The sequence below is a fragment of the Sutcliffiella tianshenii genome, from assembly GCF_016908565.1.
Lineage (GTDB): Bacteria > Bacillota > Bacilli > Bacillales > Bacillaceae_I > Sutcliffiella_A > Sutcliffiella_A tianshenii.
Genome location: NZ_JAFBED010000004.1, coordinates 107,369 through 120,648, shown reverse-complemented (window position 1 = coordinate 120,648; position 13,280 = coordinate 107,369). Strand labels below are relative to the sequence as shown.

Sequence of the window (13,280 nt, the reverse complement as noted above, 5' to 3'; positions counted from 1 at the left end):
GGCAGCGATCTGTTTGATGATCTGCTGCCTTTTTTGATGGTCAAAAGAATAGGGGAGTCCCCAGATCATTATGGGGATATTCCCTGATACCTGAACAGAACCGCTTTTTCTAAAATGAAATAGAGTGATTCAAATGTCAGTAACGAAAGGTGAGGTTCCAATGGAATCTACGAAAATGCCACAACCCCCAAAGAGCGATTATAGCAAGCACATTTTTTCAGAAGAAACATGGAAGCTTTTGAATGAAATAATGTTCGAGCACAAAATAAAAAAAGGTTCCTATTTGTTTGCCGAAAATGAAATTTCAAACAGGCTTTTTTACGTAAGTAAAGGGCAGTTGAAGATGACGAAAATGACTGATGATGGGAAGGAAATCATGATTCATCTTTTCAGAGAGGGAGATCTTTTGGGTGAGTTTGGAAGTCTGGATGAGGGGAAACATTGCTTCAGCGCAGTGGCAAAAGAGGATTGCATCATAGATGTCATCTATCTTGAAGATCTCGATTTCATTCTTTCCAATAATGGTAAAGCCGCGATGGAGTTTGTGCGGTGGATGGCCAGGAAAAACCAGATTACTAATTTAAAGCTGCGTGATCTCTTATTATATGGAAAGAAAGGTGCGCTCTGTTCCACCCTTATCAGGCTCTCCAACTCCTTCGGTGAAGTGGAAGGGAACGGAATCACGATCAAGATAAATCTGACAAACCAGGAGTTCTCGGATATGATCGGCACCTCAAGGGAAACGGTGAATCGGATGCTTGCTGCATTAAAGAAGGAAAAAGTGATTGATCATGATGAAAATGGATTGCTGCGCATCTTGAATCTGCAGTATTTAAGAGATGAGTGTCACTGTGAGTTATGCCCATTGGAGGTCTGCAGGATCTAGCTAAAAAAACTGTGAAAAGATTGGAGCAGGATGGAATATCACCATTTTTCTCTAATCTTTTTTTGTTCATCATTCTGTCAAAATAATCCTTTTGAATGTGATATTTATCACAGTGTCAACTTATCAAATCCAATACACTGACAATAGGAGGTAAGGAAAGGGGGAGACACATGATGGAGCCTAAAATTACTCCTATCAATAAGGTCAATGTCAAAACAACTCCAAAGACTGAAAGTACATTAAAAGGGACTTTTATTTCCGTACTGTTGGTTGGTGCTTTTATCTTCCTTTTATGGGCTGGGATCTATGCTCTTTTCTTAACGAGACTATAAAAATTTGGGGTGAATCGCAATGCATATGCACAAATATGAAAAATGGTGGCTTCTGATAGGTGGGGGAACCTTGATCTTATTCCTATCCATCATCGGCGTCAGCGCTTTTGCCATGGGGCATACACCACCTAGTGACCATATGACCATCAATCCTGCAAAAGTGGACGAAACGGCGCCATTTAATGAACCGGGTTTGAAAAAGATTGGAGAAAACGAATATGAATTGGTGATGGTGTCCCAGGCATTTTCCTTTACGCCTAATGACATTCAGATTCCAAAAGGTGCCACCGTACATTTCAAGGTGACGAGCAAGGATGTTGTTCATGGATTTGCCATTGCCAATACCAATGTCAATATGATGATAACTCCAGGACATATCAATTCCATTACACATACGTTTGATGAGGCTGGAAGTTATCTGATCCTATGTAATGAGTACTGTGGTGCCGGTCATCAAGTAATGAGCGCAAAGATTGAGGTGAGCTGATATGAATTTGAACAAGGTTTCCGAAATAATTGATAAACGGGATGCAAAACTTATTTTGGCACATTTTTTTGTGGCATTTACCGCTTTGTTTCTTGGTGCGGTGGCAGGTCTTCTGCAAACGCTGGTCAGGAGCGGGACACTGACTTTGCCTACAGGCATAGGCTATTACCAGCTATTAACGGCACATGGCGTGCTGCTTGGACTTATATTTACAACATTTTTCATTATCGGATTTTTATTGGCGTGTATCAGCCGTACCACCGGCAAGCTTAACTCTGGATCGCTTCTAAGTGGTTGGATCGGATTCATGACGATGACTGCCGGGACCGTTCTTGGTGTCATCATGATCCTGCTGAACAAGGCGACAGTCCTTTATACATTCTATGCACCTCTGCAGGCATCACCTTGGTATTATATCGCCCTGACCCTTGTTATTGTGGGTAGCTGGATCGGCGGCTTCAGCATGATCCGTCAATATTACCTGTGGAAAAAAGCACATAAAGGAGAGTTATCGCCACTACTCAGCTTCATGGCCATCATGACTATGCTTCTATGGCTGATTGCAACGATCGGTGTGGCAGTATCCGTACTGTTCCAGTTCATCCCCTGGTCCTTTGGTTGGGTGGAGACGATCAATATCTTGTTGAGCCGTACGCTCTTCTGGTATTTCGGTCATCCATTGGTCTACTTCTGGCTGCTTCCAGCCTATATTTGCTGGTATGCGATCATTCCAAAGATAATCGGAGGCAAGATCTTCAGTGATTCGTTGGCAAGGCTGGCGTTTGTCCTGTTCCTGCTGTTCTCGATTCCTGTAGGATTCCACCATCAGCTTCTCGAGTCTGGGATATCGCCTTTCTGGAAATACCTGCAGGTTGTCTTGACGTTCATGGTAATTGTTCCATCCCTTATGACTGCATTCTCCTTATTTGCAACCTTTGAATTATCAGGGCGCGAAAGGGGAGCGAAAAGCCTGTTTGGATGGTTCAGAATGCTTCCATGGAAGGACGCTAGATTTTTTGCACCGATGATGGGGATGCTCATATTCATTCCTGCCGGAGCGGGCGGGATCGTAAACGCAAGTAACCAGCTGAATCAGGTGGTGCACAATACACTTTGGGTCACCGGACATTTTCATCTGACGGTTGCATCTTCTGTTGCCTTGACATTCTTTGGGATCGGATATTGGCTCGTACCCCATTTGACAGGCAGGAAGCTGACTGCGAAGATGCATAAGCTTGCCAACCTTCAAACCATCCTGTGGGCTGTCGGAATGTTCTTCATGTCTGGTGCGATGCACACGGTCGGTCTGTTCGGGGCGCCTCGTCGGACCTCTTATACGACCTATAACGATCATCCTGATGCATTAGGCTGGATTCCTTATGAAGTGGCAATGGCGGTAGGGGGAAGCATTCTTTTTATCGCAATTCTGTTACTGATGTATGTAATGATCAACCTGGCTTGGTTTGCACCTAAGGGTGTGGAGGAGTTCCCTTTAGGAGAAGTTGCACCAAATGCGGAAAAAACGCCGAGGATCCTGGAAAACTGGAAACTATGGATCGGCATCACGATCGCCCTTATCCTATTTGCCTATACAATACCAATCATAGATATGATCCACCATGCACCACCTGGATCACCGGGCTTTAAACTCTGGTAAACAACTAAAAACATTGGGAGGAATAGAAAATGAAAAAGTTAGTCTTGTCATTTATGATTATCATGCTAGTATCCATCATGGCTGCATGCGGAGGAGAAGACCATGCAAGCTCTGAACAAGGAGGCGGGGAAACAGTAACCCTGAACGCTTCCAACTACAAATTTGATAAAGAGGAATATAAGGCAAAGGCTGGCGACGTAACCATCCAATTGAAAAATGCGGAAGGCTACCACGGTATCACGGTCGAGGGAACTGACATGAAAATCGACGGAGAAGGAAAAGCTACCGCCAACCTGAAAGCGGGAACCTACAAAATCATCTGCAGCATCCCATGTGGCGAAGGCCACCAAGAAATGACCGCACTATTGGTAGTGGAATAAACAAAAAACGAGGATCATGCATCAAGCATCATCCTCGTTTATCTATATTTATTGGCGAATCAGGACGCCGGCAGCTTCTTCATAGCTCATGTTCTTTTTCATCGTGAAAGTACCTGCCCTTACACGGGTGGCAATATCGCGATCTTCCAGGAATGCATCAAATTCATCTGCATCCTTGATCACGCCTTCAGCTTCCAAAAGCTCAGAAACTTCGTAGGTTGCCATCCCATCCGGAATATTCACGTCAAAAGGTTCGTTCGCCTCTTCAGCTTGGGCTTCCTCTTCAGGCTTTTCCTGCTCAGCGGCAGGAGGTTTTTGTTCAGTGCTTTGTTCTGCTGGCTTCTCTTCTTCAATGGAAGGAAGAAGCTCCTGGTATTCTTCGTTTGTCAATAAATGCATATCGTTCTCTTTGGCATAAGCTTTGACTTCCGATTTTCCTAAAGTGTCAGAGCTGACAATGGAATATGCTACTCCCATTACTCCGGTTGCAAAAATGATCCCGACTGCAAATGCACGTAAATTAGTTTTCATTGACTGCATTCCCTTTCAGTTTTGCTGACTGCAGTACACTTTCCACTTTTTCGATGGAAGTGGAAGTGAATTGGGAGATTTGTGAAGCAGTGTATCCTTTTTTGAAAAGGGAAATGGTTACATCTTCCTGGCTGACATCCTGATGGGCAGCTTTCTTTTCTTGGACTTTCTTATTATGTAAGGGTGCTGCTCCGATTAGAAGCTCTTCTTCCAATACTTTGATTTTTCTTTCAAGCTTGTATTTATCCTGAACTACGTCTAATGACAGCTGTTCCACTTCTTCCTGAAGCTCGGAATATTTGTCGCCTACAAAGAATGAAAGGGCTATTAGCCCGGCAGCGATGGCTATTAGTAGAATACTTGCGATTAACATGTTGTCACCTCATCTAAATTTCTCTCTCTTTTTTATAACATACACAAAAGCAGGGCAACATACCTCTTCGACAATTTCCTCCTTTAAATATGACATATTTGTGAAATATTTTAAGGTACGGTCATAAAAAATACTCCATTCTTTGAAAAATTAACACAATAACTGAAAAGACGACAAAAAAGGGTGGTTGTGGGAAAGAAAATTCACATGATATGATGAAAGAAAGCTTGGTTCATCAATGATAGGAGGAGTGATTGAAATTGTCCGAAGCCCATACTGAATTCCTCCATACTCATTTTGAAAACAATGGCAAATTATCTGTTGAATGGAAATTTTCCTCCTGGCGCAAGTCCTTTGTTCACATGTATAAGGGTAAGTTCGAAAAGTCCTTGCCGGTTACGGTCCGAATTATTGTATGGAAGGAAAACTCTCAGAAAAATGGCCTTTATGGGCAGTATCTCGATATAGTGGTAGAAGAAGGCACCAGTAGTTTAATTGGCCAGTCTATACCTGAAAGTAATCAATTCATGGTCGAGGTTGGATTTGGAAGTGGGGAAGATTTCTTTCCGGTCCTACAGTCAGATTGTGAGAGATTCTATGGCAAACAAATGACATGCCACCCCGAAAAGGGTGAATGGACGCCATTTTCCTTGGATGATAAAGACTTGTATTCTCAAGTTTCTACATATACCTATTATGAAAATACGGGAGGGAAGTAGTATGAAAAAGACATATTTCTCAATCGTTATCCATTCCGACTTCCCTGTAGTGGAACCGTTTGATTATCAAGCGGAAGCCGATTTTTTCGAAAGGCTGACGCTTCTATATATTCCCTTGTTCTATCAGTGCAAGAATGACCATTACCCATTCCCATTAGCGATGGCTTTTTCCCCTTCATTAATTGAAAACCTCTCCAATGAACCCCTTATGGAACGATATGCTTCCTATCTACTAAAAAGAGATGCATTCCTAGATCGGGAAGTATCACTTTCCACACATATGAAAGAAAAGGCCGTCTACTCCAGATATAAAGAACAATCCGGGAAGTTCATCCAGCTTTTGAGGGAATATGAAGGGAACATATTGGATCTCCTGAGTGACTTGATGGGTTCAGGGAAAATGATTGCAGTTTCTCAGGAATTCCATAAGGGGACCGAGCTGCATGATCATCTGATTGGAGAAGAAGGCTTTGCTAAAGACTCCAATTATCTTGACCCCAAAAGTGATGTTGCATATGAAAAAAACTGGAATGAACTGAAAGACTATTCACTCTGGCCGGATTTCCGTGGGGCTTTAGGCATCAAGCTGTTTAAAAGGGAAAAGAAGCATCTCAAAGAAAAAAAGTGGTATGAGAGCGAGGAAGCCCACAAAACCATAGAAACCCATGCTGCCATGCTCGTGGACCTTTTACAGGAAGAAACTAGGAATTCCGCAATTTCGTCACAGGTTAATCTTTTAATGACAGATATCGGTAGCGAATGGGTGGAGTTCCCCCTATTTCTGAAAGAACTTATGAGAAAGATAGAAACTTGCAGTATGTTGGAGTGGTTCACGCACTCTCCTATTGCAACTTTTCCACAAGTAGATAGGAAGGACCTATTCTATTCTGCCAACAGCAGTCATAATCATTTGGTACGCGAAGAAAAAAAGGCCGGTAAGCAAAGGATCCTGATGCTCTCCTGGGAATTTCCTCCGTCTGTGGTAGGGGGACTTGGAAAGCATGTTTGGGAGCTTGCAAACGCTTTGACCTCACTAGGGCATGATGTGTCTCTACTGACACCAAGCTTTGTAGGTGCTCCGGATTATGAAAAGATCAATGGCATCCATGTTCATCGAATAAAGGAAATTCATCAAACCTTTGATGATTTTCACCTGTATGTGGCAAGATTCAATATGAATATGGTGGAAAAAGCGGTAGAACTGAACGTTCAATCGGATTTTACAGTCATCCATGCACATGATTGGATGGTGGGGCTTGCTGCAAGAAGCATCAAGAACATCCTATCCATCCCATTGGTGACAACGATACATGCTTCTGAAACAGGAAGGTTGAACGGGAATCCTCCTACGCCGCTGCAGGAAATGACGTTAAGGCAGGAAGAGGGGTTGATTTCCGATTCGGATAAGGTGATTGTCTGCAGTGATTATATGGAAAAGGAATTGCAACGGGAATTTGCTTTCAGAAAAGAAAAGCTTTCCGTGATCCCGAATGGGGTGCGCATTTTTGGGGGATCCGAGGAAAGTGATAACATCAATGGGCTTCTGGAGCGATATCCGCATAAGCATCTCGTGCTTGCACTTGGAAGGATGGTTCCGGAAAAGGGATTCGATATTTTCATAGAGGCCGCAGCCGTCATTTTGAAGGAGTACCCGGATTGTCTATTTGTTGCAGGAGGAAAGGGACCACTTTTGGATGCATACCGTAAACGGGTCAGCCAACTGGGATTGGGGAAATCGATTATTTTCGTAGGCTTTTTGTATGAGCGGGAAAAAGCGGCAATGCTTAGCCGTTGCGATCTGATGGTTGTACCGAGCCTCTATGAACCGTTCGGAATCGTGGCGCTTGAGGGAAAGGTAGCAGGTAAGCCTGTTATAGCATCAAGAACAGGGGGACTTGCAAACATATTGGAGGATCATTCAACAGGCCTTTATTTCGAGCCTGGAAACGTAGGACAGTTAGTAGACATGATAGTGGAAGTATTCGAGGATCCTGCTCTTGGAAAAGGTCTTGGGGAGAAAGCAAGAGAGATAGCCTTGAAAGAATACGATTGGGAAGATGTAAGTCGAAAAACAGAGTACATCTACGAAAGTACCATCACTACTTCTTCCGTCCAATAGGAGGGATTGTGTATGAAGGCAGTTATTCTGGCTGGCGGAAGGGGCACACGCCTGCACCCTTTTACAAGAAGGATGCCAAAACCGCTTGTACCTTTGCTGAATAAACCTGTTATGGAGTATAGTATTGAACTGCTAAAAAAGCATGGCATTTCAGATATCATCGTTACACTTCAATATCTTGGAGACAAAATCGTCGAATATTTCGGAGATGGTTCAAGGTGGGGAGTGAACCTCACGTACGTTTTCGAGGATCTCCCACTTGGGACTGCCGGTAGTGTGAAAAATGCAGAGAGCCTGCTAGATGAACCATTCATTGTCATAAGCGGGGATGCCCTGACGGACTTTGATCTGATTGATGGTTTAGTCTTCCATCTTCAAAACAGATCAATTTTCACCGTTTTTATGAAAGAAGTAAGGAATCCTGCCAAATTCGGCATCATCAAAACAGGTCCTGATGGAAAGATCATGCGTTTTTTGGAAAAGCCGCAAAAGGATCAAGAGTTCAGCAGGGTGGTGAACACGGGGATCTATATAGTGGATCCGGTTGTACTTTGCCTGATGGAGAAAAACAGGGAGTATGATTTCAGCAAGGAGCTCTTTCCTAAACTCATCGAAAACAATATGGCTTTATATGGATTCAAGGCAAAGGGGTACTGGAAGGATATCGGGAGCCATGAGGATTACCGACAGGCACAGTATGATATGCTCGAGAGAAAAGTGCAGGTTTCATTGGAGGAAGAAGCACAGCCGAAGCTCTGGGTCAGCTCTCATGTTCGATCCTTTAGAGGGCAGTCTGCTTATATAAAAAGCAGCAAGAGCAAATCTCTGGTGAAGGCTGGATCCTGAATGTAGGCAAAAAAAATAAGCAGACAGGAAATCCTGCTGCTTATTTTGTTTCACGGTGTACAGTTACTTTTTTCAATCTTGGGCTGTATTTTTTAAGCTCAAGACGATCTGGGTTGTTACGTTTATTTTTAGTCGTGATATAGTTACGATCACCAGTTTCAGTACAAGCTAAAGTTACGTTTACGCGCATCGTTATCCCTCCAAACATATAAAACATTCAATTCAGACCTTACTATAATATCACTATTTTTTTCGGAATGCCAGTCTTTTTTCAGCAGTGGGAAATAAGAGGGGAAATCCTGCTTATTTTCCCTTCTAAATTAGAAGAAAGCGGTGTTTCTTGGTATATTCTTTATAGAGTAAAAAGATTGCGGTAAGGAGAATCAACCTAAATGAACAAAGGAAAACAGCGGGAAGAAATGAAAAATACGTTGGCCGGACTTTCCAAAGAACAATACGACGAGAAATCGCGCCAAATCCATCAGGCACTCTTTTCATCTGCTGAATGGGAAAGAGCAAGGATAGTGGGTGTGACAGTTTCCAGGATGCCGGAAGTGGATACCATCCCAATTATCGAACAGGCCTGGCTTGAACAGAAGCTGGTAGCTGTTCCAAAATGCTATCCGAGGGATAAAAGCATGAAATTCTTTTTATTAAGGGGATTTGATGAGTTAGAGACTGTCTACTTTGGGTTAAAGGAGCCAGACCCCACGCGCACAAAACCTTGTGAAAAATCAGCCATCGATCTCATCCTCGTACCGGGACTCGTTTTTGATAAGAGGGGCTATCGGATCGGGTTTGGAGGAGGCTACTATGATCGTTTTTTAACGGATTACACTGGGAAGACTGTTTCATTGGCCTTCAAGGAACAGGTGAAGGATGAGTTGGAGCATGAATCATATGATATTCCTGTAAGCACAATAATGACGGATGAATCTACATATGACTGTATTGCTGGAGAATAACATGGTGCTGCTCGCAGGGATCATCCTGCTTGCAGGGCTAGGATATAAAGGAATGGCCTTATCAAAATCAGGGGCAATCGGAACGTGTTTCATCGGGATCCTGATTGCTTTGGGCTTCAAAGGCTATGGGCTACTATTAATCGGTATTTTTTTTATAACATCCAGTCTTTGGAGCAGGTATAAAAAGAAAAGCAAGGCTAGTGTGGATGAAATCCTGGAAAAAGGTTCACAGCGGGATATCTTCCAAGTGTTTGCTAACGGGATTGTGCCCGCACTGTTTAGTCTCGCGTACCTCCTCGTACCCTCGGAGGTCTGGATGGTCGGCTTTATTACAGCTATAGCAGCTGCAAATGCAGATACCTGGGCATCGGAAATCGGCACGCTTAGCAAGAAGGACCCAATTTCCATTCTTACTCTTAAAAGAGTGAGCAGGGGTACTTCGGGTGCGATAAGTCTTCTTGGGACGATAGCTTCTGTTGCAGGGGCTGGTCTCATTGCTGCTTCGGCTTCTTTGTTTTGGACAGAGATATCACTTACGACCGCTTTCCTAATAACGCTGCTTGGGATACTTGGCTGTTTTGTCGATACGGTTCTTGGAGCTTTTATACAGGCAACATACAGATGCTCCTCGTGTGGAAGAACCGTGGAAAGTCCTCTTCACTGCGGAAAGCCTGCTGAACTTGTGAAAGGATTCAGAGCAGTCAATAATGACGTAGTGAATATCGGATCCATCCTTATGGTAGCCTTATTTGGCGTGTTGCTCGCTGCTTAAATCAATTTGACACAGAATAGAAATATATTGATCAACATTTCACAAACTTCCGGTGTAGAATATAGTTATAGTTAATCCTTGAAAAGAAACGGGGAGATTGTCTTGAGAAATGGAATAAGTAGAGTCGTTTTGATTGGTACAGGGTTTGTCGGTTCAAGCTATGCATTTGCATTGCTGAACCAAGGTGTAACGGAAGAGCTTGTCCTGATTGATCTGAACAAGGAAAAATCCGTTGGGGATGCCATGGACCTGAACCATGGAATAGCCTTCGCTCCTGCTCCGACAAAGATCTGGTATGGCGATTATCACGATTGCAGGGATGCGGATATAGTGGTGATTTGTGCCGGTGCGAACCAGAAGCCTGGTGAGACGAGATTGGATTTGGTCGAAAAGAATACCAAGATATTCAAGGAGATCGTCGATAGTGTAATGGAATATGGATTCGATGGAATATTCCTTGTTGCAACCAATCCTGTAGACATCCTTACTTATGCAACGTGGAAGTTTTCCGGTTTGCCAAAAGAGAGGGTCATCGGTTCCGGGACCATTTTGGATACAGCCAGATTCCGTTTTCTTTTGGGAGACTATTTTAAGATCGATGCAAGGAATGTTCATGCCTATATTATCGGGGAACATGGGGATACCGAGCTCCCCGTTTGGAGCAAGGCGGATATTGGCGGCAAGCCGATTCCGGAGTTGATGAAAGAAAAAGAAGCGTATAAAGAGGAAGACCTCGAGGAACTGTTCGTGAATGTCAGGGATGCCGCCTATCAGATCATTGAAAGGAAGGGTGCCACCTATTATGGAATTGCGATGGGTCTTGTCCGCCTGACAAAAGCGATACTACGGAACGAGAACTCCATCCTGACTGTCTCCGCCTATTTGGACGGGGAATATGACAGCAAGGATATTTATATAGGTGTGCCGGCAATCGTAAACAGAAACGGGATTCGCCAAGTGGTGGAAATCGAGCTGAATGAGAAAGAAAGAGCACAGTTCCGTCATTCCGTGGATGTACTTACTGGCATCAAAGATAAAGTCTTTTAACATATAGAGGAAAACATAGGCATGTTTTTCTTTCTTTTGAAGCATCCTAATAGCAGGAGGGATGGTAATGGGATATTTAATCAGAATGGTTCTTATCATCGCAGGTGCTTATGCAATCTACCAGAACCGCTATCGTATTTTAAACTCCATTCTTGGGGTAAGTCCGATCAGAAGGTTTGTGGTGGCTTTTGGAATGGACATCCCATTTGTACGGGATCGATTCCTGCAGACGGTTTTCCGTGGGTGAGAATTTAAACAGTATATTAGGGAGATGGACTACCTGTCATACTACTCTTTATTTGGAGTGGTCTACTGGGTAGTCCTTTTTGTTGATTATAGCTTTTGAAACCTTACATTAACTTTACATTGGATTAATATTCCACCTGTATAATTTATCCTGTTAGCAATTTGGATACGCGGGGGGTTCACCTTGAAAAAAACAGATAAAATACATAAAAGGTTTGTAGTTTGGTTTCAGCTGGTTTTTCAGAAAATTAACTTGGGCACAAGATTATTTATTCTTGTTGTTTCATTATTAGTCGGTTCCATTCTGTCGGTAGGTATCACCTCTTACTTGAAGGCAAAAGAAATGACCATGGAGACGATGGAAAATAGATTTATCAGGGAAGGTGAACTGATGGGACATCTTGCGGAAAACCTCAAGTTCCTATATGTCAGTGAAGATTCCTATTTCATGCAACAGCTACAGATCAGTATCAGGGATCAGCAGAAAAAGCTGAAGAATGACGGAATATCCTCTGAATACTTCTATATAAAAGACCAGCAAGTCATCCCTTTTGAAGTGAGTAAGGATAAAGTGCCGGCATTACCCGATACGCTCATTGCCGAAATGGAGAAAAGCGGGCAAGGCGTTATACATAATGAATTGGCTGGGGAGAATTACACGATTACATATAGGAACATGAACGAAATTGGGGGTATTTATGCAATCATGATCCCAACAGAGACGTATCTTGGGCCAGTGGAGGAAATGGCTTATTTTACTTTGATTGTCACTGTGATAAGTCTGGTTATCTTTACTCTATTGATCTTCCTGTTTGTCAGGACATTGACGAGACCCCTCTCCATGCTCAGGGAAACGATGAAGCAGGTAAGGGAAGGTAAGCTTGAACGGGCCGCAGACATCAACACCACTGTGCCGGAGATTCTTTCGTTGCATAAAAGTTATAATGCAATGATCGACCAGATGAGAAGCATGGTGGATGAACTTAAAAGTACGACAGTGGAGCTTGAGGAGACGGGTGGAAAGCTTCAATCCTCGTCCGAACACGCCCTAGCATCCAGTCAGCAGCTCGTCTCTGCCATCCATCTGGTAAAGCATGGCGCAGAACAGACTGCAACCAGTTCGGAGGTCAGCGTGAACTGTTTCAGGGATATGAAGCATAAAATCGAAGAGGCCATGGATAACATGGATGTAGCATTTCAAAGCTCCAAAACGATGAACAGATCCGCAAAGGGCGGGGAGCATACGATGGAAGATTTGATCAGCACGATTGTCACTTTCGAAAAGGATTTTGATAAGTTGAACATCACCATCAGACATGTGAAAAATTATGCATCATCTATCTCCAATCTTGTGGGGCTGATACAGGGTGTGTCTGAACAGACAAAGCTTTTGGCTTTGAATGCAACCATTGAAGCTGCAAGAGCCGGGGAGGCAGGAAGAGGCTTTGATGTAGTCGCCAAGGAAATCCGTAAGCTTGCCGAGCAGTCATCTCAAGCTGCTGAGCAGATTACACAGTCCATCACCCAAATGGAAGAAGTAACAGTCAGTGCTACCGCAGAGTTTGACGAGATGCTATCAAAAACGAAATCGAACTTGAAGCTGGCAAATTCATCAAAGCTCACTTTTGATGAATTGATGAGGGAAATTGATGGTGTAAATGAAAATATGAAAGTCATGCAGGGGAAACTGAAAGAATTGGAATATATTCTACCTGAGCTTGAACAATCAGCAGATGGACTCTTATCCGTTTCCCAGGAAACCTCCGCAAGCTCGGATGAAATGCTGAATGCAAGTGAAAATCAAATAGGTCAGATGGAAGGAAATCATCACATAGGAAAACATCTGAATGAATTATCTCAATCACTCTCGGCTATAACTTCGAGGTTTCATCTGCAATAAATGGATCTGTTAGTTTAAAT

Annotated in this window: 16 protein-coding genes; 13 read left to right on the top strand and 3 right to left on the bottom strand. The window is 43.3% G+C overall.

Going from position 1 to position 13,280, the window contains the following annotated elements; genetic code table 11:
- Positions 1-160 precede the first annotated feature (160 nt).
- From JOC95_RS10170 to JOC95_RS10150, 5 genes are all read left to right on the top strand, one after another.
- Complete coding sequence (locus tag JOC95_RS10170; RefSeq protein ID WP_204415795.1) at positions 161-886, top strand: Crp/Fnr family transcriptional regulator; 726 nt, start codon at positions 161-163, stop codon at positions 884-886.
- A gap of 170 nt (positions 887-1,056) precedes the next feature.
- Positions 1,057-1,218: a cytochrome c oxidase subunit 2A gene (locus JOC95_RS10165; RefSeq protein ID WP_318245812.1), complete on the top strand. Its 162-nt coding sequence runs from the start codon at positions 1,057-1,059 to the stop codon at positions 1,216-1,218.
- Between the two features lie 19 nt (positions 1,219-1,237).
- Entirely contained in the window at positions 1,238-1,705 is a 468-nt protein-coding gene (locus JOC95_RS10160; protein WP_204415793.1) for a cytochrome c oxidase subunit II, read from the top strand.
- Between the two features lies 1 nt (position 1,706).
- Positions 1,707-3,362 carry a b(o/a)3-type cytochrome-c oxidase subunit 1 gene (locus JOC95_RS10155; RefSeq protein ID WP_419096235.1) on the top strand — a complete coding sequence of 552 codons (1,656 nt, stop codon included), beginning with the start codon at positions 1,707-1,709 and terminating at the stop codon, positions 3,360-3,362.
- 29 nt (positions 3,363-3,391) lie between these two features.
- Positions 3,392-3,742 carry a cupredoxin domain-containing protein gene (locus tag JOC95_RS10150; protein ID WP_204415791.1) on the top strand — a complete coding sequence of 117 codons (351 nt, stop codon included), beginning with the start codon at positions 3,392-3,394 and terminating at the stop codon, positions 3,740-3,742.
- Positions 3,743-3,790: 48 nt separating this feature from the next.
- Here JOC95_RS10150 and JOC95_RS10145 read toward each other — a convergent pair whose 3' ends face one another.
- Positions 3,791-4,273, bottom strand: a complete 483-nt coding sequence (locus JOC95_RS10145; protein ID WP_204415789.1) for an endolytic transglycosylase MltG — start codon at positions 4,271-4,273, stop codon at positions 3,791-3,793.
- The gene (locus JOC95_RS10140) at positions 4,263-4,646 is read right to left on the bottom strand and encodes a hypothetical protein (RefSeq protein ID WP_204415788.1); all 384 of its coding nucleotides are present in this window, start codon (positions 4,644-4,646) and stop codon (positions 4,263-4,265) included. Before JOC95_RS10140 ends, JOC95_RS10145 begins: the two co-directional genes overlap by 11 nt.
- A 254-nt stretch (positions 4,647-4,900) precedes the next feature.
- Here JOC95_RS10140 and JOC95_RS10135 point away from each other — a divergent pair, with 254 nt between their 5' ends.
- From JOC95_RS10135 to JOC95_RS10125, 3 genes are read left to right on the top strand one after another with little or no spacing between them, the layout of a single operon-like run.
- Entirely contained in the window at positions 4,901-5,365 is a 465-nt protein-coding gene (locus JOC95_RS10135) for a hypothetical protein (protein WP_204415787.1), read from the top strand.
- Between the two features lies 1 nt (position 5,366).
- On the top strand, positions 5,367-7,484 hold the full coding sequence (locus JOC95_RS10130) for a glycosyltransferase (RefSeq protein ID WP_204415786.1): 2,118 nt from the start codon (positions 5,367-5,369) through the stop codon (positions 7,482-7,484).
- 12 nt (positions 7,485-7,496) lie between these two features.
- Positions 7,497-8,330, top strand: a complete 834-nt coding sequence (locus tag JOC95_RS10125; protein ID WP_204415785.1) for a nucleotidyltransferase family protein — start codon at positions 7,497-7,499, stop codon at positions 8,328-8,330.
- Between the two features lie 40 nt (positions 8,331-8,370).
- On the opposite strand, the gene rpmG is transcribed toward JOC95_RS10125, so the two are convergent.
- Positions 8,371-8,520: a 50S ribosomal protein L33 gene (gene rpmG / locus JOC95_RS10120; protein WP_010194590.1), complete on the bottom strand. Its 150-nt coding sequence runs from the start codon at positions 8,518-8,520 to the stop codon at positions 8,371-8,373.
- Positions 8,521-8,722: 202 nt separating this feature from the next.
- On the opposite strand from rpmG, the gene JOC95_RS10115 reads away from it, so the two are divergent.
- The 5 genes from JOC95_RS10115 to JOC95_RS10095 all read left to right on the top strand — a co-directional run bounded on the left by JOC95_RS10115 (position 8,723) and on the right by JOC95_RS10095 (position 13,260).
- A complete protein-coding gene (locus tag JOC95_RS10115) occupies positions 8,723-9,295 on the top strand; it encodes a 5-formyltetrahydrofolate cyclo-ligase (protein ID WP_204415784.1) in 573 nt (190 codons plus the stop codon).
- Positions 9,273-10,067: a DUF92 domain-containing protein gene (locus JOC95_RS10110; protein WP_239582834.1), complete on the top strand. Its 795-nt coding sequence runs from the start codon at positions 9,273-9,275 to the stop codon at positions 10,065-10,067. Before JOC95_RS10115 ends, JOC95_RS10110 begins: the two co-directional genes overlap by 23 nt.
- Positions 10,068-10,169: 102 nt before the next feature.
- A complete protein-coding gene (locus JOC95_RS10105) occupies positions 10,170-11,114 on the top strand; it encodes an L-lactate dehydrogenase (RefSeq protein ID WP_204415782.1) in 945 nt (314 codons plus the stop codon).
- A gap of 67 nt (positions 11,115-11,181) precedes the next feature.
- Positions 11,182-11,361, top strand: a complete 180-nt coding sequence (locus tag JOC95_RS10100) for a hypothetical protein (RefSeq protein ID WP_204415780.1) — start codon at positions 11,182-11,184, stop codon at positions 11,359-11,361.
- 183 nt (positions 11,362-11,544) lie between these two features.
- On the top strand, positions 11,545-13,260 hold the full coding sequence (locus JOC95_RS10095) for a methyl-accepting chemotaxis protein (protein ID WP_239582833.1): 1,716 nt from the start codon (positions 11,545-11,547) through the stop codon (positions 13,258-13,260).
- Positions 13,261-13,280 lie beyond the last annotated feature (20 nt).

Coding starts and splice junctions, on each gene's coding strand:
- rpmG (WP_010194590.1), bottom strand. CDS start 8,520: ATGCGCGTAAACGTAACTTTAGCTTGTACTGAAACTGGTGATCGTAAC.
- JOC95_RS10170 (WP_204415795.1), top strand. CDS start 161: ATGGAATCTACGAAAATGCCACAACCCCCAAAGAGCGATTATAGCAAG.
- JOC95_RS10100 (WP_204415780.1), top strand. CDS start 11,182: ATGGGATATTTAATCAGAATGGTTCTTATCATCGCAGGTGCTTATGCA.
- JOC95_RS10145 (WP_204415789.1), bottom strand. CDS start 4,273: ATGAAAACTAATTTACGTGCATTTGCAGTCGGGATCATTTTTGCAACC.
- JOC95_RS10115 (WP_204415784.1), top strand. CDS start 8,723: ATGAACAAAGGAAAACAGCGGGAAGAAATGAAAAATACGTTGGCCGGA.
- JOC95_RS10140 (WP_204415788.1), bottom strand. CDS start 4,646: ATGTTAATCGCAAGTATTCTACTAATAGCCATCGCTGCCGGGCTAATA.
- JOC95_RS10110 (WP_239582834.1), top strand. CDS start 9,273: ATGACTGTATTGCTGGAGAATAACATGGTGCTGCTCGCAGGGATCATC.
- JOC95_RS10165 (WP_318245812.1), top strand. CDS start 1,057: ATGATGGAGCCTAAAATTACTCCTATCAATAAGGTCAATGTCAAAACA.
- JOC95_RS10155 (WP_419096235.1), top strand. CDS start 1,707: ATGAATTTGAACAAGGTTTCCGAAATAATTGATAAACGGGATGCAAAA.
- JOC95_RS10150 (WP_204415791.1), top strand. CDS start 3,392: ATGAAAAAGTTAGTCTTGTCATTTATGATTATCATGCTAGTATCCATC.
- JOC95_RS10125 (WP_204415785.1), top strand. CDS start 7,497: ATGAAGGCAGTTATTCTGGCTGGCGGAAGGGGCACACGCCTGCACCCT.
- JOC95_RS10130 (WP_204415786.1), top strand. CDS start 5,367: ATGAAAAAGACATATTTCTCAATCGTTATCCATTCCGACTTCCCTGTA.
- JOC95_RS10160 (WP_204415793.1), top strand. CDS start 1,238: ATGCATATGCACAAATATGAAAAATGGTGGCTTCTGATAGGTGGGGGA.